We start from the raw sequence: 23,354 nt of genomic DNA, 5'->3' as shown, positions 1-23,354 counted from the left end.
GCCGGGGCCGCCCCTCCTCGGGTCGCTGGGATCAGCGGGACCTAGTCAGTGCCGGTCTCCATGGCGGCGCGGTCCAGCGCCTTCTCCTCGGAGTCGGGGGTCTCGCCGCGCGAGGCGATCGCCTCGGCGCCGCCCTCGGGCATCGAGCCGATGAGGCCGGTGGCGGCGGCCTGCGCGGCTCCGATGGCGGGGCCGCCGGCGCCGATGAGGCCGATGCCGGCGTACTGCTCCAGCTTGGCGCGGGAGTCGGCGATGTCGAGGTTCCGCATGGTCAGCTGGCCGATCCGGTCCAGCGGGCCGAAGGCGGAGTCCTCGGTGCGCTCCATGGACAGCTTGTCCGGGTGGTAGCTGAAGGCCGGGCCGGTGGTGTCGAGGATCGAGTAGTCCTCGCCGCGCCGCAGCCGCAGGGTGACCTCGCCGGTGACGGCGGCGCCGACCCAGCGCTGGAGCGACTCGCGGATCATCAGGGCCTGCGGGTCCAGCCAGCGGCCCTCGTACATGAGGCGGCCGAGCCGGCGGCCCTCGTTGTGGTACTGGGCGAGGGTGTCCTCGTTGTGGATGGCGTTGACGAGGCGCTCGTAGGCGGCGTGCAGCAGCGCCATGCCGGGGGCCTCGTAGATGCCGCGGCTCTTGGCCTCGATGATCCGGTTCTCGATCTGGTCGGACATGCCCAGGCCGTGCCGGCCGCCGATGGCGTTGGCCTCCATCACGAGGTCGACGGCGGAGGCGAACTCCTTGCCGTTGATGGTGACCGGGCGGCCCTGCTCGAAGCCGATGGTCACGTCCTCGGGGTGGATCTCGACCGAGGGGTCCCAGAAGCGCACGCCCATGATCGGGTCGACGGTCTCGACGCCGGTGTCCAGGTGCTCCAGGGTCTTCGCCTCGTGGGTGGCGCCCCAGATGTTGGCGTCGGTGGAGTACGCCTTCTCGGTGGAGTCCCGGTAGGGGAGGTCGTGGGCGACGAGCCACTCCGACATCTCCTTGCGGCCGCCGAGCTCGGTGACGAAGTCGGCGTCCAGCCACGGCTTGTAGATCCGCAGGTGCGGGTTGGCCAGCAGGCCGTAGCGGTAGAACCGCTCGATGTCGTTGCCCTTGAAGGTCGAGCCGTCGCCCCAGATCTGGACGTTGTCCTCCATCATCGCCCGCACCAGGAGGGTGCCGGTGACGGCGCGGCCCAGCGGGGTGGTGTTGAAGTAGGCCCGGCCGCCGGAGCGGATGTGGAAGGCGCCGCAGGTGAGCGCGGCCAGCCCCTCCTCGACCAGCGCGGCGCGGCAGTCGACCAGGCGGGCCACCTCGGCGCCGTAGGTCTGGGCGCGCCCGGGCACCGAGGCGATGTCGGGCTCGTCGTACTGGCCGATGTCGGCGGTGTACGTGCAGGGGACCGCGCCCTTGTCACGCATCCACGCGACCGCGACGGAGGTGTCGAGACCACCGGAGAAGGCGATGCCGACGCGCTCGCCGACGGGAAGGGAGGTGAGAACCTTGGACATGGCAATAGTATGCATGAATCCGCATGGCTATGCAACGTCGTCCTGGTGTGCGACCGAGGGCCCGGTGGACCGGCCTCCCGCGAGGCGCCGGTCCACCGGGCCCCGCACTCAGCCGGCCGCGCGCCAGGCCGCGGTCAGCCGCGCCACCGCGCCCGCCGGATCACCGGAGAGCAGCCGGTGGTCGGCCTCGGCGAAGGGCTTCGCCACCGCCTCCGTGACCCGCTGTCCGATGCGATCCTGCACCAGCAGCCGGGCCCGGGCCACCAGACGCCGCGCCTCGGGTGAATCGCCCCGGCCGGCCGCCTGGAGCACCCGGGCCGCGAGACCGAGCGCCTTCAGCGCCGGCTCCCCGCCCTTCGGCGCCGCCGTCAGGGTGGTGAGCCCCCAGCCGTACGGGTACTGCGGGTCGTACGAGGAGTCGCCCACGTTCACCGGCAGCTGCGCCTCCGAGCGGGGCCAGGTCACCGGCAGCTGCCCGGTGAAGGGCTTCCGCCCGTACAGCACGTCCGCGACGCCGTCGCCCTCGGTGCCGGGCAGCCAGGACGCCACCAGGGCGTCGATCGCGGGCAGCCGGTCGCCGATCAGCTGCGGCCGTCCGGAGACGACCAGCACCGCGCACGGCATCGCCGCGCACACCCGGTCCACCGCGGCCTTGTCGGCCTCGCTCAGCTCCAGGTCGTGTCCGTTGCCGACGTCGCCGACGCCCTCGGCGTACGGCGTCTCGCCGACCACCACGACCCCGGCGTCGTACCCCTCCACCGGCGCGGAGGCGTCCTTGGACCAGGTGAGGCCGGGCGAGACCTTCCGCATCCCTTCGAGGATCGTCGTGCCGGTGGTCCGCTTCCCGGGGGCGCCCTGCCAGCTGATCGTCCAGCCGCCGGTCTGGTTGCCCAGGTCGTCGGCGTTGGACCCGGCGACGTACACCTTCTGCGCGGCCTGCAGCGGCAGCACCCCGCCGTCGTTCTTCAGCAGCACCTGCGAGGCGGCCGCCGCCTCGCGGGCCACCGCCCGGTGTCCGGCCGAGCCGACCGACGGCAGGTGGGTGGTGTCCGCGTACGGCTTCTCGAACAGCCCGAGCCGGAACTTCTGCGTCAGGATCCGGGACACCGCGTCGTCGATCCGGGCGGCCGGGATCCGGCCCGCCCCGGCCTCGGCCACCAGGGTCCGGGTGAACTCCTGGTAGTTCGTCGGCACCATGATCATGTCCAGGCCGGCGTTGACCGAGGTCCGCACGTCGCTCGAATAGTCCCCGGGGATCTGGTCGATGGCCTGCCAGTCGCTGATGACGAAGCCCTCGAAGCCCATCCGGTCCTTCAGCACCCCGTTGATCATCTCGGCGTGGGCGTGCATCTTCACCGGACCCTTGTCGTCCCCGATGACGTCGAGCGAGGAGTACGACGGCATGACCGTGCCCGCGCCGCGCTCCACCGCCTCCGCGAACGGCGCCAGGTGCACCGCCTCCAGCTCCTCGCGGGTCACCCGGGTGACGCCCTGGTCGATCGTGTACGAGCCGGTCGTCGACGACCCGAACTCCGTGCCGCCGTCGCCGACGAAGTGCTTGGCGCTGGTCAGCACCTTGTCGTTCCGGTCCAGGTCGCGCCCGTCGGCCGCGCCCTGCATGCCGTTGATCACCGTCTCCATCGCGGTGACCAGCGCCGGGTCCTCGCCGAACGCCTCGTACGACCGGCCCCACCGCTCGTCCCGCGTCACGCACAGGCACGGCGCGAAGTCCCAGGGCACCCCCGTCGCCCGCACCTCCTTCGCCGTGACCGCGCCGGTCCGCGCGGCGAGCGCCGGGTCGCGGGTGGCGCCGATGCCGATGTTGTGCGGCATGATCGTCGCCCCGGCCACGTTGTTGTGCCCGTGCACCGCGTCCACGCCGTAGATCAGCGGGATCTGGAGCCGGGTCGCCCGGGTGCGCAGCTGGTAGCCGTCGATCATCCGCGCCCACGCCTCGGGCGTGTTGGGCGAGGGCACGGAACCGCCGCCGGAGAGCAGCGAGCCGAGCGCGTACCCGGCGATGTCGCCGGGCGCCCGCAGCGCGTTCCGCTCGGCCTGGGTCATCTGCCCGGCCTTCTCCTCCGGGGTCATCCGGGACAGCAGGTCGGCGACCCGCCGCTGGACCGGCAGCCGCTTGTCGAGGTACGGCAGCCCGTGCGCGTCCACCACGACGACCGGGTGCTCGGCGGGCGCCTTGGCGCCCTCGACGGTCAGCTCCACCGGGATCGTCTCGGCCACCTCGCCGGAACGGTCCCTCAGCGTCTCGACGGTGATCGACCGGGTGGTGCCGGACGGTGTCCCGGCGGGGAAGACGAGGCTGCCGGCCACCGGCCGGTAGTCCCGCCCGGCCTCGGCGGGGCCGTCGTCCCGCGTCGCGTACGCGACGGTGACCGGCTGGTCGGTCGGCCGCGCGCCGGTGGTGTTCACGGTGACGTCGATCCGGGCGGCGCCGCCCTCCGCGACCGGGTGCACGGCGGCCCCGGTGACGACCTGCGTGGTCAGCGCCGGCTCCGCCGTGCCGTACAGCTCGACGGCGTCGAGGGCGAAGGAGCCGGGCGCGCCGGTCGGCAGGGTCAGCGCGTACCCCCACATCCGGTCCAGGCCGAGCACCTGGTCGATCCCGCCGACCGGCTGGTAGTCGGCGCGGTACTGGAAGGAGGAGAAGGGGAGTTCGACGAGGTGCCAGCCCTCCCAGTCGTCGGTGAAGGAGGTCGTCCACAGCTCGGACGCCTCGCCGTTCGCGCCGCCGTCCTTGAGCTCGAAGTTGATCCGCTTGCCCGAGCCGGGCGGCAGCGGCGCGGTGTTCTGCCCGTACCACCAGAAGCGGATGCCCCGGTGGGCGGTCCAGTCCTGCGCGGGCCGGTCGAAGGCGAAGTCGTGGGTGAAGCCGCCCCAGCCGCTGATGTCGTAGCGGCCTTCGAGGACCTGGGCGCCCTCGGGGGCGTCGGCGCGCTCGGCGAGCGCGAGCGCCGGGTGGTCGTCGGCGTCGCCGCCCCAGGGGAAGATCCCCTCGGCGGGCGGGTTCGCGAAGGGCACCTCGCCCTCGAAGCGGTCGACGGCACGGGGCGCGGGGTCGTCGGCGGCGGGCGCGGCGGCGCTGGGCCCGGCCCCGAAGAGCCCGGCGAGCAGGGCGGTGACGGCGGTGGCGGCCAGGGTGCGGTGCCGGCGCGTCGGGCGCCGGTGGTGCGGGTGCGGCATGCGTCCTCCTGAGGACGGGGGAGGGGAGGCGGTCAGGACGGCTGGTGGCTCCACTTCTGGTTGGCGCCGCCGGTGCAGGACCAGATCTGTGCCCGGGTGCCGTCGGCCGGGCTGTTGCCGGTGACGTCCAGGCACTTGTCGGCGGCGGTGTTCACCACGTCGTGGGTGGTCGCGTTGTAGTTCCACCGCTGGGCCCCGGTCCCGTTGCACGTGTACAGCTGCACCGTGGCGCCGTCGGCGGTGGCGCCGCCCGTGACGTCGAGGCACTTGCCGAGGGCCCGGACGCTGCCGTCGGCGGCGAGCGTCCACCGCTGCGCGGCGGTGCCGTTGCAGGTATACAGCTGGACGGCGGTGCCGTCGGCGCTCGACCCGCCCGCCACGTCCAGGCACTTGTCGGCCAGCCCGGTCAGCGCGCCGGAGGGCGCTCCGGAGCCCGGCGTCCCGGACCAGGTGAAGGTGGCGGTGGTACGGGCGGGCAGGCTGTACGTGAAGGACTGGCCGCCCCAGTCGACGCGGACGGACTGAGCGGAACCGCCGCCGTTGTGCGCGATCAGCGCCTTGGAGCCGTCCGGGTTGCGCCAGGCCACGTTCCGCACGGTCGCGTTGTCGGTCGAGGCGATCCGGTACGCGCCCGGCTTCACGAACTTGGTGAGGTGACCGGTCGTGTAGTACTCGATCGTGTAGTCGACCTGCCCGGCCCTGGCCCCGCCCTCCTGCACGGTGATCAGCCCGGTGCAGGTGCCGCAGCCGCCGTTGTGCGGGCCCATGTGCTGGTTGAGCGCCAGGCTCCACTTGACCAGGCTGCCGCTCCAGTTGCGGGCGTAGGAGACGATGTCCTTCAGGTCCTCGTCGTGCTGGTTCCCGATCCAGGTGCCGCCGGAGTGCTCGGTGCTGAACTGCGGCACCGACGGGTACTGGTCGTGGACCTGGCTGCCGACGGCGGGGTCGCCGAAGTAGCCGTGCCAGGCGATGCCGCCGAAGAGCGGGTCGTTCCGGACGCCCGCGTCGCCGAGGACCGCCGCGCCGAAGTTCGCGTAGTCGCCGTAGTTCCAGTCGTGCACCAGGACCTTGGTGGTGAGGCCGGCGGCCCGCAGGGCCGGGTAGAGGTGGTTCTTGGTGAACTCGACGAGGCCGGACGGATTCCAGCTCATGCCCGGGTAGTTCATGGCGGTGGGGTTGCCGGCCTGGCAGCAGTTGGGCTCGTTCTGCACCGACAGGTAGTCGACCTCGACGCCCGCCGCTCGGTAGCTCTGGACGTATCTGACCAGGTACTGGGCGTACGTGGGGTAATGCTCCCACTTCAGCCAGCCCATCTGGTCCATCCGGCCGTTGTCCTTCATCCAGCCGGGCGCGCTCCACGGCACGCCCTTGACCCGCAGCGCCGGGTTCAGCCGCTTGGCCTGCGAGGTCAGCAGCCGCACGTTCGTGTCGTAGCCGTTGGTGCCGAAGTCGTTCAGGTCGCAGCAGGTGTCGTCGAGGGAGACGTGCCCGGGGCGGGAGAGGTCCGAGGCGCCGATGGGGTTGCGGACGAAGGAGAGCCCGATGCCGTCCGTGGGGGAGAAGAGCCTGCGCATCACCTCGTCGCGGGTGGCGGCGCTGATCGCGCCGCCGCGCAGGAGGTGGGCGGTGGTGTCGGTGATCGAGGCGCCGCCGCCCTCGAACCGCTGGTAGGTGGTGGACTCGTCGACGGTGATGGTGTGGCCCGCGCCGCCGCCGGCCGGTCCGAAGGCGAGCGGTGCCTGCGGGGCGAGTCCCCGTGTGACGGTACGGCCTCCGGCGTCGGAGGTGGTGGTCAGCCAGACGTCCACCCGCTCGCCGGCGGCCCGCGCGGGGGTGGGCGCGGTGAGGACGAGCCCGGTCGCCACGAGGGCGCCGGTGAGGAGGGTGGCGAGCGTACGACGGCGTGGGCGCGCCCCGTGGCGCGCGCCCCGCAGAGGATTGAGCTGCACCTGACAACCCTTTCGTCGAGGCCACCGCGGTGCCGTCCGGATCCGGCCCGCCCGGATCCGTCCGTGTCCCGCAAGGCGGTAAGCCTTTGATCAAGCTGTGAACTTATGGACGCCCGGACCGCCCGTCAACCCCTCCCGCCTCCAAGTCCCGAAGCGGCCGCGCGCGCTGACGGCCCGTACACCCGCTCCCGACCCTCAGTGCGTTCGGGAGGTGACCGCCGGGCGGTGCCGCCGTCCGCGGGTCCGTTCAAGCGGTCGAGGGCGCGTTCAACCGGCCGCGGGCGCGTTCAAGCGGTCGAGGGCCCGTTCAGCCGGTCGAGGGCCGCCGCCGTCAGGGCCGTGATCGCCGGCGGCAGGGCCGAGCGGACGTCGGGAGCGAAGCGCGGGGAGTGGTTCGGGGGGACCCGGCCGCCGGTGGCGGCCCACTGGCGCGCGCCCGTGACTCCCGTCATCCAGTACACCAGCGGCACCTCGCCCGCTCCGCCGTAGAGCGCGAAGTCCTCCGAGGCCGCCGACGGGGGCCAGTCCGTGACCCGCTCGGGCCCGAACAGGGCCGTGTGGGCGGCCCGGACCGCGGCCGTCTCCGCCGTCGCCCCCCACAGTGCCGGCACGCGCGTCGCCACGGTGACGTCCGGGTCGCGCGGGCAGTCCGAGGCCGCGCACTCGGCGCGCACGATCCGCTCCACCGCCGCCAGCGACCGGTCGAGCGACGCCTCGGAGAGCGCCCGCACGCCGATGCCGAGGGACGCCGTCGCGGGGACGACGTTCACCGCCGTGCCCGCCCGCAGCGTGCCCACCGTCAGCGTCACGTGCTCGCCGGGCGCGGACTCCCGGGACACCACGGCCTGGAGCCGCAGCACGATCGCCGCCGCCGTCACGACCGGGTCCACCGTGAGGTGTGGCGTCCCCGCGTGACCGCCCCGCCCGTGCACCGTCACCTCCAGGGCGGCGCTCGCCGCCGTCACCGGGGCCCGGGGCGTACCGTGCGCCACCATCCCGGCCGGCAGCGGCGCCGCGTGCTGCGCGAGGACCACGTCGGGCCGGCCGAACCGCTCGTACAGGCCGTCCGCCAGCATGGCCCGCGCCCCCGTCAGGGTCTCCTCCGCCGGCTGACCGACCACCACGACCGTCCCCCGCCATTCCCCCCGGGTCCTCGCCAGCAGCTCCGCGGCCCCGCACGCGGCGGCCAGGTGCAGATCGTGCCCGCAGGCGTGCATGGCGCCGTTCCCGCTCGCGTACGGCAGCCCCGTCTCCTCCGCCAGCGGCAGGGCGTCCAGCTCGGCCCGCAGGAACACCCGCGGGCCGGGGCCGTTGCGCAGCACCCCGACGACGCCGTGACCGCCGACGCCCCGCGTCTCCTCCAGGCCGAGCGCCGCGAGCCGGTCGCCGAACACCCGGGCCGTCCGCTCCTCCGCGCCGGACGGCTCGGGGGAGGAGTGCACGTCCAGGTAGAGCGTGAGGGCGGAGCGGAGCACGTCCCCGGGAAGGGGCGGGCAGGGACGGCGGGACTCGCGCACGCGCGTTCTCCTTCGGTCGGGCGGTCGGGTGTCGGTGAGGGCGGCCCCGCTGGCGTCGCGTGCCAGCGGGATGCCAGCGGGCGGCGGGCCGAACGGTGAGCGGCGGGCGCTGCAATGGACGTACGGCAGACGGCCCCGGCCGGGGCCGCGGACCCTGAGGAGGCACCATGAACAAGGACCTGAGCACCCTCGCCGACGAGATCCTGGAGCTGGAGGCCGAGACCTTCGAGATCTCCGACTACTCGGACGCCAGCGAGGTCGTCCTCGCCGGCTCCACCAGCACCAGCTCCACCTCGACCTGCAGCTCCACCACCAGCACCACCTCCTGCTCCGCCTGACCCCCGTCCGGGTCCGCCGCGCGCCCGCCGTCCGTGACCTCCACGGACGGCGGGCGCCGCCGCGTGAGGGCTACGGGAACGGGTGCGGAACCCGGTGCACCTCACGGTCCGTCAGGTCCGTCGCCCGGTGGCCGCCCCGCCGCAGCGCGGTCCGCAGCCGGGGCATCAGCGGGGCCCGCTGCCGGTTCCAGCCGAAGTCGATCGGCAGCAGTCCCGGAACCAGGGTGCTGACCGTGCGCAGCCCCATCCGCTCCTGCTCCGGCGTCGTCTGGTCGACCACGACCACGTCGTGCCCGGCCCCGGTCAGCGCCTCCGTCACCACCCGCAGGTCGTCCCGCAGGTCGAGCGTCCGGGGCCGCCCCGACTCCTCCCACTCCCGGTAGGTCTCTCCGAAGGAGCGCACCTCCCGAGGCTCCAGGAAGGCCCGCGCGTGCGCCGCCATCCGCGGCAGCCCGTACAGCTGGGCGTGGTCCTTCAGGTGCCGTACGCGGTCGAAGTCGTCGGCCATCGCCTCCAGTTCGGCCCGCCGCTCGCGCGTCTGCCGGGACAGGTGCGGGATGTAGGTGAGGACCTCGGAGAGCGCCCCCTCCACCGCCGCGCGCGGATCGAGCGAGGCCGCCGCCGCGAAGGACAGCAGCCCCGGGCCGCCGTCCCGGCGCACCGCGACCGCCGTCACCACCGGCACCGGCAGGTCGATCCGGCTGTCCAGGACGTGCACGTCGTACCCCTGGAGCGAGGCCCGCTCCGCCATCGCCGCCGAGGCCCGGCCGCCGACCGTCGCCAGGTCGACGGCGGGCAGCCGGGCCGCGCCGTACCAGGCGTTCAGGAAGGCGTCCCGCTCCACGAGTTCGAGGAGTCCGCCGAGCACCGCCTCCTCCAGGCTCCCGCCGATGGCGCAGCCGTTGGAGCACTCGAAGACGAAGTTGTCCGCCTGGAGCCCCGCGCTGTAGTAGACGAGCCGGGACGGCACCAGGACGGGCCGCCGGTCGCGCAGCGACCAGCCCCAGTCCCAGGGGATCGGCCGGTCGGGGTCGAAGGGCGCGACGAGCGGGTCCTCCCGGTAGGTGCGCTCGGCGTAGAAGCCGCACTCCGCCGGGTCGACCGCCCGGTCCCGCAGCTCGTTCCAGGAGCCGGTGACCGGCGCGCGCGGGGCGCGCCGATGCGTGCCGGCGTACCGTTCGAGGCCCTCCAGGAAGGCCAGCGTGCGGCTGGTCGCGAAGACGTTCTCCTGCCCGCTCCACGTCACGTCGTTCAGCCCGGCGTAGCCGCGCACGAAGACGCTGCCCGCGACCGGCGCCGTCGTCGGCGAGGTGACGCTGAGCCAGGTCCCCCCGCCCAGCGCCCCGCACACCGGATTGGCGAGCGCCTCCTCGGGGATCGGGTACGAGCCGGCGGACCGCAGCCGGTACGCTCCCGGGTCCGGCTTCCGCCGCTCCACCGGCTCCAGCGCGCGCGGCTCCGCCCCCTCCGGCGCGGGCGCGCAGTCCGGGCAGAGCGGCTCGGCGAGCAGCGGATACGTGTGCACGGCGAGGGTCGCCAGGTCGATCCGGGTCACCTGGGGCAGCGCCCGGTCGGCGGGCAGGGCCGCCGGAGGTTCGGCCCCCGCCCCGCCCAGGACCGCCGCGCAGACCGCCGCCACCGCGTCGTACACGTGCGGGGTGAGCAGCGGCCAGGCCCCGGCCGGGCGCGGGCCCTCGGGCCCGCCGGTCTCCAGCGCGTCCCGCTCGCTGCGGCTGCGCAGCCGCTGCCAGCGCACGGCCAGACAGCGCCCGCAGGCGGGCGCGGTGCCGTCGCCGCCCCAGGGGCCGACGAGGACCGCCGAGGCGGTGAGGTGGACGCGGGCGGCGGCCCGTTCGGCCGCCCACGGGTCCGGCGCGCCGGGGCCGCCCAGCGGGGCGGCGGCGTCGGTGACCCCGACCGGCGCCACCGGCACGTCGGTGCCGAGCCGCAGGGTCAGCGCGGCCCGCAGCTCCGCCCGCGCCCGGTCCATGGGCGGCTCCACGGGCCGCTCCGCCACCGGGGCGCTCATGACGACCTCGTCCAGCGGAAGGTCTTCACCGCGACCGCCCCGAAGACCACCGCGAACCCCACGAGCGCGGCGCAGCCCACCCAGACGTCGGAGGCGTCGCCGCGCCCGGCGAGCGCGTGCGAGACGGCGTCGTTGAGGTAGCGCAGCGGCATCACGAGCGACACCTTCTGGAGCCAGTCGGGCATCGAGTCGAGCGGGAAGAAGGAGCCGGAGAGGAACGCCATGGGCAGCATCAGGAAGTTGGCGACGGCGGCCACGGACTCCGGGGTGTCCGCGAAGGAGCCGATGATCACCCCGAGGAGGAGGAAGGTCGTCACGCCGAGCGCGAGCACCGGGATCAGCAGCGGCCAGCCCGAGGCGGGTTCCAGGCCGAAGACCGGCAGCATCGCCACCCCGACGAAGAGCAGCGACTGCACGGCGCCCACGACCAGGGCGATGACGTACCGGGAGCCGATGACGGCCGACAGCGGCGCCGGGGACATCCGGATCAGCCGCAGGATGTCGTCCGACCGCCACTGCATCAGGGTGAAGGCGATCCCGAAGACGGCGGCGTTCGCCACGCCCCAGGACAGCACGCCGGCCGCCGTGTAGGAGAGGTAGGACAGGCCGCTCTCCTCCACCGCCTGGCCCTTGAAGATCAGGCCGAAGACGACGAGGAAGAGGAGCGGGAAGGCGAAGGTGAAGAAGAGGGTGGTCTTGTCCCGGACCTGGGCGCGGTAGCCCGCCCCGGTCAGTGCGGCGTAGGCGCTCATGGTCACTGCTCCGTGGTGGTGGTCTCGGCGGCGGGCGTCCCGGCGGGCGTGCCGGCGGCAGGGGCGCCGGCGAGGCGCGACGTCAGGTCCAGGTAGACGTCCTCCAGGCTCGGCGTGCGGGTCTGCACCCCGTCGAGTCCGGCGAGCCGGTCGACGGCGGACAGCACCTGGCCGGGCGTGTGGGTCTCCAGGACGAGCGAACCGCCCTGCTCGCTCACCGCCTCCACGCCCTCGATCTCCGCCGCGCGCAGCCGGTCGAGCCGGCCCAGCGGCAGCAGCAGCCGGCTCGGGGCGTGCGCGGCGGCGACCAGGTTGTGCGGGGAGTCCGTCACGGCGATCCGGCCGTCGACCAGGATCGCGATGCGGTCGCACAGCGCCTCGGCCTCGTCGAGGTGGTGGGTGGTGTAGACGATCGTGCGGCCCGCCGCCTTGAGCCCGCGCAGCACCTCCCACAACGCTCGCCGGGCCTGCGGGTCGAGCGCGGCCGTCGGCTCGTCCAGGAAGATCAGCTCGGGCCCGTGGACCAGGGCCGAGGCGATGGCGAGGCGCTGCCGCTGCCCGCCGGAGAGGTTCTCCACCCGGACGTTCCGCTGCGCGGTCAGACCGACCGACTCCAGGGTGGTGTCGACGCTGTCGGGGCGGGCCCCGTAGAGCGCGGCGACCGTGCGCAGGTGCTCGTGCGCGGTCTGCCGGACGAAGAAGGCCGAGGACTGCGTCTGCACCCCGATCCGGGGGAGCAGGCCGGTGTCCCGGGGCCAGGGGGAGCGGCCGAAGAGCGCGACCGAGCCCGTGTCGGCCCGGCGCAGCCCTTCCATGATCTCCACCAGGGTGGACTTCCCCGCCCCGTTGGGGCCGAGCAGCCCGAAGAACTCGCCCTCGTGGATCTCCAGGGAGACGCCGTCGACGGCGAGCCGGTCCCCGTACCGCTTGGAGACCGACTCGACGCGGACGGCCGCGGGCGGCGGTCCGCCGGCGGCAGGGTGGGACGACATGGCCTGTACCTCACTCATGTGGTGCGTGATCCTTCGACGGAGGGGAGGGAAGGGGGCCGCGGCGGTCACCGCAGCAGCAGGAACAGCAGGGCGGCGGTGGCCGTCACGGCGAGCAGCACCAGGAGCACCGCCCCCGACGCGTACGCCGTGTAGAGCCGCCGGGCCCGTGGCGGGTAGCCGGCCACCGCCTCCGCCCCGCCGCTCCGGCGCAGCGCCAGATAGGCGCGGGTCTCCGGAGCGAGCCGGGCGGTGCCGAGGGCGTGCCCGAGCATCCGGTAGCCGTCGAGCGGCGGCAACGGCACCAGATTGCCCAGACCCTGAATCGTACCGAGCAGCAACAGGCCCGCGACGAAGGGCCGTTCGGCCGCACCCCCCGGGAGCAGCAGCCACCAGGCGCCGAACGGCAGCAGCAGGACCATGTTGAGGTACGCGCCCGCTCCGGCGATCACCAGTTTGGCCCGCAGGCCCGGCAGGAACAGATAGTCGTCGACCGCGCAGTACAGCAGCGCGGCCGGCAGCCGCCACTTCAGCCCGATCTCCGTGACGTGCCCGCCGTAGTGCTGGGCGGCGACCCCGTGGGCCAGCTCGTGCGCGGTGATGCTGAACCAGAGGAAGAGCGCGATCCCGGCGAGCGCCGCGGGCTGCCCGGTCAGCCCGCCGGCCGCCGCGACCAGCGCCCCCGCCTGCCAGGCGAGCAGCGCGAGCAGGGCGAGGACGGCGGCGGCGAGCGGGAGCTGGACGACCGGGTGGAGGACCGGACGCAGCACCCGGTGCAGCCGCGCCGTGGTGGCGTCGGCGTCCTTCACCATCGGACGGCTGCCCCGCCACAGGGAGTTGGGCGGCGCGGGCTCCGGGGCGGGCGCCACCGGGTCGGGGGAACCGACGAGGAGCCCCCGGGTGCCGAGCAGGCCGAGCAGCCGGTTCCAGTGCTCCTCCCCGACCCGGCGCCCGAACCGCTCCGCGTACAGCGGCGCGAGGTCGTCCAGGGTGCGGGTGCCGTCGAGCCGGGCGATGAGGAAGTGCTCCTTCTCCCCGACCTCGAACGCGGCCCCCGTGACGGGGTGCCGGATCAGGCGCACGGTCCTCGGCCCGCGCAGCAGCGCCGGGCTGAACCGCACCCCCGGCCGCAGCTCCGGCCGATACGCCCGCCGGGCGGCGGCCGCCGTCACGCGCCCGCCCCCGCCCGGTCCGGCACGCCCTCGCGCAGCACCCGCCCCAGGACGAACGAGAGGTACGCCTCGTCCCGGATCGTCACATGGAGCCGGTTGTTGGTCATGTGCATGTACGGGGACAGGAGCCGGGGCAGCACCGCCGACACCTCCGTCAGCGGCACCAGCGGCGCCGCGTCCACGGGCTCCGTCCGCTCCTGCCCGGTGTCCTCGCGGGCCGGCCCCTCCCACACGGGGAACAGCAGATCGCCCCGCGCCGTCAGCTCCTCCACCCGCGACCGCAGCTCCCGGCAGTGTTCGGCCCAGCCGCGCAGGAAGGACGGCAGCCGCTCCGGCTCCCCGGCCCCGACCGCCGCGCGGACCGCGGCGAACCGGCGGCCCAGCGACGGCGCGAGCTCCGCGTAGCCGCGCTCGTACTCCTCCGAGCCGATGAACCCGCCGTCGGGGAACGCCCGGTGCCAGAAGCGGTAGTAGCCGTCGAGATAGTCGGCGAGCCGGTCCTCCTCCGGCAGGAAACAGCTCGCCATCACCATCATCAGCTGCGCCGAGGTGCCGAGCAGCACCGTGCGCAGATGCAGGTTCATCGTCCGGAAGGCGTCCACGACGAGGTCGCTGGAGTGCCGGAAGTGCCACTCCGCCAGCTCGACTCCGGCCGGCCCGCCGTACTTGGCGTACTCGGGGGCGTACGGCTCCTCGCGGAAGGAGTTGTTCGGCCGCAGCCGCATCCGGCCGTCCTCGCCCATGTACCGGGTCCGGTCCTCGCCGGGGAACTCGATGTCGAACAGGGCGTTGTAGAAGTCCTTCAGGAAGCCCGAGTCCACCTCGTACAGCGCCGGCCGGCTCGCCAGGAACGCGGTGAGCGCCTCCTCGGCCCGCCGCCGGACCTCGGGAGCCGCGGCCGCGCTCGACGGGCGCAGCCGCAGCCGCACGTGCGGCCCTTCCAGCCAGTAGTTGATGAAGAAGTACCCGTCGAGCAGCCCCTCCCCGGAGAGCCGGGCGACCAGCGGACGCACGCAGTCCACGAGCAGCGGCCGGGGGCTGGCCGCGTAGAAGACGTGCAGCGCCAGCCAGGGGCCGGGGGACGCGGGGGTCGGGTGCGGGGTGGTCAGTTCCGGCATGTCGGGCCGTCCTCGGGAGCCGTACGGGCAGGGGCGGGGGAAGCGGGGAACGTGAAGGTCTCGACGGCCAGTTCGGCCACGTGCCGGCCGCGCCCGGAGACGAGCTGGAGCCCGTCCTCGGCCGGCAGCATCTCGCGCAGCACCACCGACGCCCCCTCGCCCCGGTCGATCAGGGCGTCGAAGGCGGCCAGCGACAGCGGGCTCTCGAAGTCCACGTACAGCGGCTTCGCGCCCGGCACCCGCCGTCCGTCCCGCTGCGGGGTGGCGAAGACGCGGTCCGGCAGCCCGTGCGCCCGCTGCCAGCGGCGCCACTCCAGCCACCACGCCGACTCGTCGCCGCCCGGCCCGCGCACCGGCAGCACCGCCGCCGCGGCCGTCCACTCCCGCCGCGCGAGAACCACGTCACCGTGCGCGACCCGGGGCCTGCGGGTCACCCCGTCCACCGCGGGACCCACCGGCACCCCGCCCCACACATCGGCCGGCGTCATCGTGCTCGGCGACAGGAGCAGCAGCGTCCGGGGGATCGCCGGGAGCGCCACCGGCACCAGATAGCCGAGGTAGACGGGGATCACCCGGCAGCCGAGCCGCCGCGACCGCAGCACCAGCCGGTCCGCCTCCTCGTCGTGCGTCAGATACAGGTCGTCCAGCTCGATCCGCGCCTCCTCCGGCACCGTCGAGGTCTCGCCCGGGCAGACGATCTGGTGGCCCGTGAGCCTCCCGTGCAGATTGAGGTTGCTGGTCACCGGGCCGCCGGTCAGCTCCGCGAAGACGGCGCCCTCCGGCTGCCGCTCCCGCAGCTCCTCCCGCAGCCGCTCCGAAAGACCGGCGCCCCCCGCCCCGTCCCCGCCGTCGAAGACGTGGGTGAACCGGCTGAACGGGAAGGCCAGCCCGCCGTACGAGCGGTTCAGCACCACCCGGCGCCCGCCGCCCCCGCCGCCCAGGTCGAACTGGAGGTGGTGGCTCTGCGGGACGAAGTCCCCCTTCAGCGGCGCGAGTTCCGACGCCACACCGGAGAGCAGAGAGGCCGGGAGCCGCAGCTCCTCCGCTCCGCCGTCCCGCTCCCACGCCTCCCGCATCCCGGCCGAGAACCGCCGCCGCGCCTCGTCCAGGCTCCGCAGCGCCGGCTGCCCGAGCCAGTTCTCCTCCGGCACATAGGCCCCGTCCGCGTCGAACGGGACCCGCTTGGCCGTGAACGACAGGTACTGGTCGAACAGGTCCTCGTGGAAGTCGTGCACAAGCCCCAGCAGGTCGTCGCAGCGCCCGCCCCGCCCGTACCGGGCCAGGAAGAAGCCGTGCAGCGTGATCCGGTGCGGCAGCGTCAGGTCGAACAGCGGCAGGACGTCCTCCACCGCGCGCAGCGCCCGACCGGTCTCCCCGCCGAGCAGCGCCGCGTCCGCCGGCACCGCGTCCCCCGCGCCGACGTCCTCGTACAGCAGCGTCTGCGGCAGCGTCGGCTCCTCGGCGCCCAGCGCGGTCAGCACACCGAGCAGCCCCTCGCGCAGCGTCCGCAGGAGCGCCCGCCGTTCGGCGAGCCCGGCGGCCGGATAGCGGGCCAGACACTCCGCCGGGCCGTCCAGGCCGTCCGCGACCGCCTCCGCCCAGCCGGCGCCGAGCCCGCGCAGCGCCTCCTGGAAGGAGCGCAGCGGATCCGGGCCGTGCACGTCCGGGCGGAGGGAGGGCGCCTGCACGATGCCGACCCCGAGCAGCGCCGCCGCGTACCGCTCGCACTCCGCCGGCTCCGCCCCGTGCTCCCGCCGCAGCCACGCGACCAGATCCCCGTACCGCAGCCCCTCGCGGGCGCCGAGGAAGCCGATCAGACGCTCCAGGGCGCCGCTGCTCCGCAGGTAGAACAACCGGTCGCGGACCGCGTCGAAGGTGACGGCCGCCGTGTCGTCGCCGGCCGTCATCCACTGGCGCACATAGCGGATCCGGTCCTCGTCACGGCCCCAGCCGGGGGAGAGGACCACGGGCAGGTCCCGGCGCCGCACGGGATCGGCGAGCACCAGATCCGCGATGCGGGCGAGCGCCACCACCGTCAACCGGACGTGGCTCGACCACTCCTCCCCGAGGCGCAGCTCCCCGCCGGCCGGAGCCCCGCCCGCCGCACCGCCCGCGCCGACCGTTCCGTCCGTGAACACCCCGGACGCCACCGGCGTCAGCGTGCTGAACGGGCTCGTCTTGCAGGCCGTCCGGTACAGATACGTCAGCGCGGACCGCTCGATCTTCCGCATCCGCCTGCTCGGCTCGGCCGCCGGGTCCGCGAGGTACGCGTCGAGCCGCGAGTCCAGCGTCGGCGAGGCCAGCAGCAGCCCGAGCCGCAGCCGGTCCTCCGCGAGCGCCGACCGGAGCGCGCCGCGCGCCCGCCGCACCTCCTCCGCCAGCAGCGCGGGCCCCTCCGCGAGCAGCTCGGCGTACCGCTCCCGGTCCTTCAGCCAGCCGCCCACGCGCGCGCCGGCCGCCGGATCCAGACCGGTGACGAGCCGTTCGGCGGCGTCCGGGTCGGCGGGCAGCCGGTTGTTGAAGATCTGCCGGCGCAGCGCGAGCAGCGCCCTGCGGGCCCGGTCGCCGGCGGCGTCGGCGGCCTCGACGAGCCCGTGCAGCACCTCGCTCAGGGCCTCGCCCTCGCCGGCCAGCCGCCGCTCCTGCGCCAGGACCTCGTCGGCCCAGGCGAGGGCGCGCGGGCAGCGCAGCCCCCGTACGGTCTCCACGGGCAGCCCGGAGGCCCGCAGCAGGAAGCGCCGCCCGACCTCCCAGCCCGCCGTGTTCCCCGTCGTCGTCGTCATCCCGGCCCCCTCAGGCGATCTCGTGGCGGAAGTCGGCGGGCCGGGGCCGCTCGTGCCCCAGCGGCATGATCAGCAGGGGTGCCTCCTCGGTGCCCGCGAGCCCCAGCCGCTCCACGAACGACACGTTGTCGAAGCCGAGCGCCACGCCCGCCCCGACGCCCAGCGCGGAGGCGGCGAGGTAGAAGGTCTGCGCGACGGCGCCGGCCGTGCCGACGGCGATCCGGTAGCCCCGGTCGCCGACCGCGTCCAGGACGGCCGCGGTGCGGACCGTCGGCACGAGGACGGCCCCGGCCTGCTCCAGGTTGTAGTTGGCGAGGAAGTAGTTCGCCTGGAGGAAGTCCCCCTGCGCGCCGGGGACGACCGGCAGCAGCCCCCCGTCGTCGGGGTCGTAGGCGTAGGCGCCCGGCTCGATCCCCTCGACGTGGTTGACGAAGACGTACAGCCGCACCAGCGATCCGCCGCCGCCCGGGTCGGCCTCGCCGCCCAGCGAGGTGGCCGCGCAGGCGGCGAGCACGGCCGACAGCTCGCCGGGCGTCAGCGGCCGGGCCGCGTCGAACCGGCCGAAGCTGGACCGCCGTTCGCGCAGCACCCGCCGCACCGGCACCTCCGGCAGCGCCGGCGCGGGCAGCGCCACCCGGTCCCGCTCCTCCGCCGGCGGCCGGACCGCCGCGGCGGCGAGCGCGCCCGCCGCGGGCCGGTCGGTGGCACCGGCCAGCGTCGCGGCGTGCATGGCCCGGACGGTCGGGAAGCCGATGACGGTACGGGACCGCTCCAGGTCCCGGTGGCGGACGGCGGGATCGGGCGCGGCGAGCGGCCGTGCCACGGCGGGACCGGGCCCCGCGGGCGGCTCCGTCGCGGCGGGAGAACCGTTCCTGTCCGGCCGTCCGGCCCAGGCCAGCGGCACCACCGCGAAGACCGTCTCCTCCTCGCCCCCGGCGCCGATCAGCCCGTTCAGCCGCGTCTCGTCGAACCAGAACACCGGCCCGACGGCGAGGCCGTGCGCGGCGGCCCAGACCCGCCAGGTCTGCACGAGCGTCCCCACGTCGGTGCAGACCACGTGGAAACCGAAGCTGTTGTACTTGAACGCGGTCTGCCAGTACTTCACCGACAGCAGCAGGTACTGGTCCGTCTCCCGCGCCGGGGCCGGAGCGTCCGGTCCCAGGGCCTCGCGCACCAGCGCCGTCACGTCCCCGGTCAGCACCCGCTGCACGGCGTGCCGGTGCACGTCGTAGTAGTGCAGCCCCGGAGTGAGCGGCCCGGACGGCCCGGCGGCCCAGTGCACGCCGACGGGGTACAGGCCGCCGCCGCCCGCCGTCCCGCGCGACCAGTTGGCGTGCGGGTACAGCGGCAGGCCCGGCAGGTCGCTGTTGGCCTGGACGCCCAGGCGGCGGCCGGTCAGGCCGTACGAGTCCTTCAGCATCGCGGCCAGCAGCGGCAGCGTGAAACCCCCCTCGGCCCCGCGGCCCGGCGCGGGCAGCAGTCCGGCCGCCGCCGGGGCGTGGGCGTCGTCCCCGTCCGGCAGGGCGTACGGCTCCACCCCCGGGTAGAACTTGCCCTTGCGCGGGGCGTCCGGCCAGTCGGGGACGAAGTCGGCGGGTTCCATCGGGACGCGGCCGCGGTGCAGCACGGCGTCGGCGTACTCATGGGCGTACCCCATGGGGTCGGCCCCCTTTCGGACGTTCGGATGGCGTGCGGGTCGGGCGGGCGGCGGGCCGGCTCAAGGGAAGGGATGGGGGGCGGGATGGAGCCCGGCGGGTCCGAGCGCGGCCCGCATCCGGGGCATGTGGCGGGCGCGCTGCCGCGCCCACCCGAAGTCGATCGGCAGCAGTCCGGGCACCAGGACCTTGACGGTGTGCAGACCGAGGGCCCGCTGCTCGGGCAGGGTCTGGTCGACGACGACCACGTCGAAGCCGTCCGCCGCCACCGCGTCCACCGCCCGCAGCAGGTCCTCCCGCAGATCCGGCGACGCGGCCCGCCCCGAGGCGTCGGGCCAGGCCAGGTCGGCGACGGCGAGCGGAGGACACGGCTCCTCCTGCCGGAGCAGGAAGTCGGCGTGCCGGCCCATCTCCGGGATCCCGTACAGGATCGGATGGTCGTGCAGGCTCGTGACCAGGTCGAAGTCGGCGGCCATCGCCCGCAGCCTGGCCTCGTCGCGTACGGTCCTGCCGACCAGGTTGACCGCGTCGGTGGCGATCTCGCACAGCGCCGAGTCGAGCGCCGATTCCGGGTCGAGCCCGGCGCCCGCCCCGAAGCACATCCGGCCGATGCCGCCGTCGACGCGCTCCGCGCAGGCGGTGACCACCGGGATCGGGAACCCCGCGCGGGTGTCGAAGAACCGGGCCCGGTAGCCGTACATCGCCAGCCGGTCCACCATGTGCCGGGTGGAGCGCCGGGCGCTGGTCGCCGGGTCGATCTCGCGCAGCGCCCGCCGCCCGTACCAGGCGAGCAGGAAGGCGTCCCGCTCGACGACCTCCATCAGGCCGAAGTAGACCGCCTCCTCCAGACTGCCGCCGGACGCGCAGCCGTTGGAGCTCTCCTGCACGAACCGGTGCTCCAGACCCGGCGCGTGGTAGTACGCGAGCACCTCCGGCACCGGCCGGGGCCTGCGGTCCCGCAGCGACCAGCCCCACACCCACGGGATCGGCCGGTCCGGCGCGAACGGCGTCACCCGGGGGTTGGCCCGGTGGAAGGCGTCGTCGTACAGGCCGGTCTCGCGCGGGTCCACCGCCCCGGGACCCAGCTCGTCGAGGGAGGCGACGAGCGCGGCGGGCCGGGTGCGGGCCCGCATCCCCGCGTACCGTTCGAGCCCTTCCAGGACCCCGATGCTCCGGCTGCGGTCGTACGTGTCCGCGTGCCCGCCCCAGAACGTCTCCCGCAGATAGTCGCCGGAACGGGTCGAGAAGCAGCCGACGGTGGCGGAGGTCGTGGTCGAGGCCACGTCGAAGACGACCGACGGGCCGACCGCGCCCCAGTGCGGATTGGCGAAGGCGTCCACCGGCAGCCCGTACGCCTCGACCGGCCGCACCCGGAACGCGCCGGGCCGGTGCTTCGGCGCGGCCCGCAGGACCGGCTCGGCGCCCTCCGCCGTGTCGGCTCCCGTCCGGCCGCACTCCTGGCACTCCGGGTCGGGGACCAGCGGATGGGTGCGGACCGTGAGCGAGTCCAGGTCGAGCAGCCGGACGTACGGATACGGACCGGGACCGGCCGGCTCCCCGTCGAGCCCCGCCACCAGCGCGGCCACGGCCGTCGCCGCGAACGGGACGCCGTACGGCCACGCGCCCGCCGCCCGGGTGTCCCCGCCCAGTTCGAGGCCCTCGCGCAGCGGCACCGACCGTACGCCCTGCCAGCGCCGCTCCAGACAGGTCGCGCAGCCGGGCGCCCCGTCGGCCGACGGCCGCGGCCCGATCACGATCTGACGCCCGTACAGCCGCACCGGCAGCCCGCCGGCCCGGTCGGCGGGCCGGGGCGCGGCCGTGTAGGCGTCCGCGAGCCCGAGCGCCGCCACGTCGAGCTCCCGGTCCGCCGCGAGTTCGGCGAGAGCGGCGCCGAGGGACCGGGCGAAGGCGTCCGCCGCCGGGTGCTCGGGGGAGGCGGTCTCCGGACCCCGGGGTGTCCCGCGCTCCGGGGGAGCGCTGGTCTCAGCCGGCATCGGCGGCCGCCCGGGTCAGCAGGACGCGGACGGTGACGATGCCCGCCGCCGGCAGGTCGGCGGCGTGGGTGGGCGTCACGAAGGCGTCCCGCCCGGCCGCCGCGAGGCGCTCCAGGACTCGCGCCCACCCCACCGGCGCCCCTGCTCCCTCGGCCGCACCGGTCTCCGTCACCCGTACGAGCGCCGGGTCGAGGTCCCGCAGGAGCGGATCGCCCGGATCGGCGGCGATCCTCGACTCCGGCCCCTCGTCCGCGAGTTGGGCCTCGCCGAGCAGCTCCCGTACGGCGTCGGCGGCGGCGCCCGGCAGGTCGGGCGCCGCGCCGACCGCCCAGCGGCCCGGACCGCCACCGGCCCCGGCGGTCCGGGCCAGCACCACGGAGACGCCCGAGCGGTCCCGCTCACCGAGGTCGAGCAGTTCGAGGTCCAGATCGAGCAGGACGGCCGAGCGCAGCAGGAACGTCAGCTCCGGGTCCTCCCCGCACGCCTCGGGCGCGAGGACGGCGACCCGGCCCCGGCCGGCGAGCGCGAGGCGCAGGGCGTCGTGTGCCAGCGCGGACAGGAGCCCGGCCGCCGCCGCCTCGGGCAGGTCGCCGCCGGCCCCGGCACCCGCCCTGGTCGGCTCGAAGCGACGGTCGGCGTTGTCCGCGCCGAAGGGCCGCACGGCCCCGGCCGGCAGCCGTACGGCTTCCTTGGTCAGCAGCGAGGTCCCGGCCGTCCACGCGGTCGCGGCACCGGAACCGCCCGTCCCCGACGCGATCGTGAGGGTTTCCGGCGCCACCTCCGGGAGTCCGGGCGCCGCCGGCGACGTGGCGGGCACCACGTGTTCGGCGTAGAGGACGGCCGCCGCGTTCAGCGCCCGCAGCCGCGCCCCGGCGGTGTGGTGCGTGTCGAAGGCGGTGATCGTCCGGGCGCCTCCGGTGCCCAGGCCCAGGGTGACCGCGCCGACCTTCAGCGGCGTCTGCGTGAGCCGCTCGTCCGCGTAGCCGGTGAACACCCCGGCGTGCGGCCGGACCAGCGCCGAGCGCCGCTCCAGCTCGGCCAGCGGGCCCTGGGCCGCGTCGTCGTCCGGCGCGGTGGCGACCGTCGGCAGGAAGGCGGGACGGGCGGGCGCCGACGTCAGCTCCACCGGCTCCGGTTCGGCGGCGGGCCCCGCGCAGAACGGGCAGCGCGGGTGCGGCAGCAGCGGCTCGGCGGCCACGTCGAAGGTCGCGGTGTGCTGGACCAGCAGCTTGTCCCGGGTCTCCGCCGGCAGGACGCCGGTCGTCAGCCGGAACACCTCGTACCCGAGGAGGTTCCCCAGCATGGCGGCGAGCGGCCCGGCCGGCGCGGGACCCGCCGTCCCGGTGCCGAGCGCGGTCCCGCTCCACAGCGCGGCGGCGTCGGCCGCCGCGCCCGCCGCACCCAGCCGGAGCGCGGCGCAGGCCCAGCAGGTGGTGGCCTCGTCGTTCATCACCGGGCCGACCACCGCGCGGTCGCCGAAGGTCCAGGCGGGCAGCAGCGACCGGCCGGCCGGGACGCCGGCGCGCAGCAGGCCGAGCACCGTGCCCGGGGTGCCGGGCGCGGCGGCGGCCACCACCAGGTCGTACCCCTCGTACGCGGCCCAGCCCGTGCCGCCGGCGGGGAGCGTCGCGAGCTCCACCGGGCAGCCCTCGGCGGCGAGCGCGGCGGCCTCGGCGCGGACGGCGGCGAAGTCCTCGGCGGTGGTGGCGCCGGTGCCGTCGGCGAGCGCGGGTTCGACGCCGACGGCGGCGCAGCCGTTGCGGAGCAGGGAGAGGACGCACCATCGGGCGACGGGGCCGTCGCCGAGGACCGCGACCCGGGTGGCGCGGTAGCGGGCGAAGCGGGCGTCGGCGTCGTCCGTGTAGTGGTCGACGTAGGCGATCTGCGGTGCGAAGCGCGCGGCCGCCGCGGGGTCGGTCGCCGGGGCCGCCGGGTCGTCGGCGGGCTCGGGGACGGGACGGGCGAAGCCGCGTGCGTACAGCGCCTTCACCAGCTCGCCCACCATCGCCTTCTGCCGGTCGCCGAAGCCGCCGCAGATCTCCTCGACGGAGCGGGAGCCGTCGAGGTGGGGGAGGAGCAGGGTGGCGAAGCGGTAGCCGGACGCGCCGGTGAGGCGGAAGCCGCCGTCGGCGTTGTGGAAGATCACGCCGTCGGGGGTGCGGGTGTAGAGGACATCGCGGCGGACTCGCGGCCGGGTTCCGGCGACGTCCGAGTACGACGGTGAGGAGCTGCTCATGCGTGCGTCACACCTCTCGTGGCGGGTCTTGGCGGGGCGGAACGGCCGGCCCGGGGTGCGGGACCGGTCGCCGAGGGGGTGGGGAGGGCGCGGTGGGGACGGCGGGACGGCGCGGTGCGCCTGGGGCGCCGGCG

General features: G+C 75.3%; 14 protein-coding genes. 1 reads left to right on the top strand and 13 read right to left on the bottom strand.

The window, feature by feature from the left end:
* Positions 1–41 precede the first annotated feature (41 nt).
* The 4 genes from argG to ACIGHB_RS20020 form a co-directional block, all read right to left on the bottom strand.
* The gene (argG, locus tag ACIGHB_RS20035) at positions 42–1,490 is read right to left on the bottom strand and encodes an argininosuccinate synthase (RefSeq protein WP_360315002.1); all 1,449 of its coding nucleotides are present in this window, start codon (positions 1,488–1,490) and stop codon (positions 42–44) included.
* Positions 1,491–1,598: 108 nt separating this feature from the next.
* A complete protein-coding gene (locus ACIGHB_RS20030; RefSeq protein WP_399914720.1) occupies positions 1,599–4,688 on the bottom strand; it encodes a glycoside hydrolase family 3 N-terminal domain-containing protein in 3,090 nt (1,029 codons plus the stop codon).
* A gap of 32 nt (positions 4,689–4,720) precedes the next feature.
* Positions 4,721–6,553: a ricin-type beta-trefoil lectin domain protein gene (locus ACIGHB_RS20025; RefSeq protein WP_399915033.1), complete on the bottom strand. Its 1,833-nt coding sequence runs from the start codon at positions 6,551–6,553 to the stop codon at positions 4,721–4,723.
* Between the two features lie 371 nt (positions 6,554–6,924).
* Entirely contained in the window at positions 6,925–8,154 is a 1,230-nt protein-coding gene (locus ACIGHB_RS20020; RefSeq protein WP_399914718.1) for an amidohydrolase, read from the bottom strand.
* Between the two features lie 167 nt (positions 8,155–8,321).
* Between ACIGHB_RS20020 and ACIGHB_RS20015 the strand changes: the two genes are divergently transcribed.
* A complete protein-coding gene (locus tag ACIGHB_RS20015; protein ID WP_030757923.1) occupies positions 8,322–8,492 on the top strand; it encodes a thiazolylpeptide-type bacteriocin in 171 nt (56 codons plus the stop codon).
* A gap of 70 nt (positions 8,493–8,562) precedes the next feature.
* Here the strand turns inward: ACIGHB_RS20015 and ACIGHB_RS20010 are convergent, their stop codons facing one another.
* From ACIGHB_RS20010 to ACIGHB_RS19970, 9 genes are read right to left on the bottom strand one after another with little or no spacing between them, the layout of a single operon-like run.
* Positions 8,563–10,521, bottom strand: coding sequence for a TOMM precursor leader peptide-binding protein (locus ACIGHB_RS20010; protein WP_399914716.1), 1,959 nt, complete (start codon positions 10,519–10,521; stop codon positions 8,563–8,565).
* Positions 10,518–11,273 (bottom strand): ABC transporter permease, encoded by a 756-nt coding sequence (locus ACIGHB_RS20005; RefSeq protein WP_360314993.1) that lies wholly within the window; start codon positions 11,271–11,273, stop codon positions 10,518–10,520. Before ACIGHB_RS20005 ends, ACIGHB_RS20010 begins: the two co-directional genes overlap by 4 nt.
* 2 nt (positions 11,274–11,275) lie before the next feature.
* The gene (locus ACIGHB_RS20000; protein ID WP_360314991.1) at positions 11,276–12,283 is read right to left on the bottom strand and encodes an ABC transporter ATP-binding protein; all 1,008 of its coding nucleotides are present in this window, start codon (positions 12,281–12,283) and stop codon (positions 11,276–11,278) included.
* Positions 12,284–12,330: 47 nt separating this feature from the next.
* Positions 12,331–13,434, bottom strand: coding sequence for a peptidase M50 (locus ACIGHB_RS19995; RefSeq protein WP_399914713.1), 1,104 nt, complete (start codon positions 13,432–13,434; stop codon positions 12,331–12,333).
* Positions 13,431–14,552: a lantibiotic dehydratase C-terminal domain-containing protein gene (locus ACIGHB_RS19990; RefSeq protein ID WP_399914711.1), complete on the bottom strand. Its 1,122-nt coding sequence runs from the start codon at positions 14,550–14,552 to the stop codon at positions 13,431–13,433. The genes ACIGHB_RS19995 and ACIGHB_RS19990 overlap by 4 nt, the downstream gene beginning before the upstream one ends.
* Positions 14,540–17,335, bottom strand: coding sequence for a lantibiotic dehydratase (locus ACIGHB_RS19985; RefSeq protein WP_399914709.1), 2,796 nt, complete (start codon positions 17,333–17,335; stop codon positions 14,540–14,542). Before ACIGHB_RS19985 ends, ACIGHB_RS19990 begins: the two co-directional genes overlap by 13 nt.
* A gap of 10 nt (positions 17,336–17,345) precedes the next feature.
* A complete protein-coding gene (locus ACIGHB_RS19980) occupies positions 17,346–18,992 on the bottom strand; it encodes a nitroreductase family protein (RefSeq protein ID WP_399914707.1) in 1,647 nt (548 codons plus the stop codon).
* Positions 18,993–19,052: 60 nt separating this feature from the next.
* Positions 19,053–20,984, bottom strand: a complete 1,932-nt coding sequence (locus tag ACIGHB_RS19975; RefSeq protein WP_399914706.1) for a TOMM precursor leader peptide-binding protein — start codon at positions 20,982–20,984, stop codon at positions 19,053–19,055.
* Positions 20,974–23,220: a TOMM precursor leader peptide-binding protein gene (locus tag ACIGHB_RS19970; protein ID WP_399914704.1), complete on the bottom strand. Its 2,247-nt coding sequence runs from the start codon at positions 23,218–23,220 to the stop codon at positions 20,974–20,976. Before ACIGHB_RS19970 ends, ACIGHB_RS19975 begins: the two co-directional genes overlap by 11 nt.
* Positions 23,221–23,354 lie beyond the last annotated feature (134 nt).

Origin of the sequence: Streptomyces sp. NPDC085460 (genome assembly GCF_044541975.1) — a bacterium.
Taxonomy (GTDB): domain Bacteria; phylum Actinomycetota; class Actinomycetes; order Streptomycetales; family Streptomycetaceae; genus Streptomyces.
This window is presented reverse-complemented; position numbering and strand designations above follow the sequence as displayed.

Excerpts from the sequence above, each read along its gene's own strand:
- argG (WP_360315002.1), bottom strand. The coding sequence starts at position 1,490 with ATGTCCAAGGTTCTCACCTCCCTTCCCGTCGGCGAGCGCGTCGGCATC.
- ACIGHB_RS20030 (WP_399914720.1), bottom strand. The coding sequence starts at position 4,688 with ATGCCGCACCCGCACCACCGGCGCCCGACGCGCCGGCACCGCACCCTG.
- ACIGHB_RS20015 (WP_030757923.1), top strand. The coding sequence starts at position 8,322 with ATGAACAAGGACCTGAGCACCCTCGCCGACGAGATCCTGGAGCTGGAG.
- ACIGHB_RS20010 (WP_399914716.1), bottom strand. The coding sequence starts at position 10,521 with ATGAGCGCCCCGGTGGCGGAGCGGCCCGTGGAGCCGCCCATGGACCGG.
- ACIGHB_RS20005 (WP_360314993.1), bottom strand. The coding sequence starts at position 11,273 with ATGAGCGCCTACGCCGCACTGACCGGGGCGGGCTACCGCGCCCAGGTC.
- ACIGHB_RS20000 (WP_360314991.1), bottom strand. The coding sequence starts at position 12,283 with ATGAGTGAGGTACAGGCCATGTCGTCCCACCCTGCCGCCGGCGGACCG.
- ACIGHB_RS19990 (WP_399914711.1), bottom strand. The coding sequence starts at position 14,552 with ATGCCGGAACTGACCACCCCGCACCCGACCCCCGCGTCCCCCGGCCCC.
- ACIGHB_RS19985 (WP_399914709.1), bottom strand. The coding sequence starts at position 17,335 with ATGACGACGACGACGGGGAACACGGCGGGCTGGGAGGTCGGGCGGCGC.
- ACIGHB_RS19980 (WP_399914707.1), bottom strand. The coding sequence starts at position 18,992 with ATGGGGTACGCCCATGAGTACGCCGACGCCGTGCTGCACCGCGGCCGC.
- ACIGHB_RS19975 (WP_399914706.1), bottom strand. The coding sequence starts at position 20,984 with ATGCCGGCTGAGACCAGCGCTCCCCCGGAGCGCGGGACACCCCGGGGT.
- ACIGHB_RS19970 (WP_399914704.1), bottom strand. The coding sequence starts at position 23,220 with ATGAGCAGCTCCTCACCGTCGTACTCGGACGTCGCCGGAACCCGGCCG.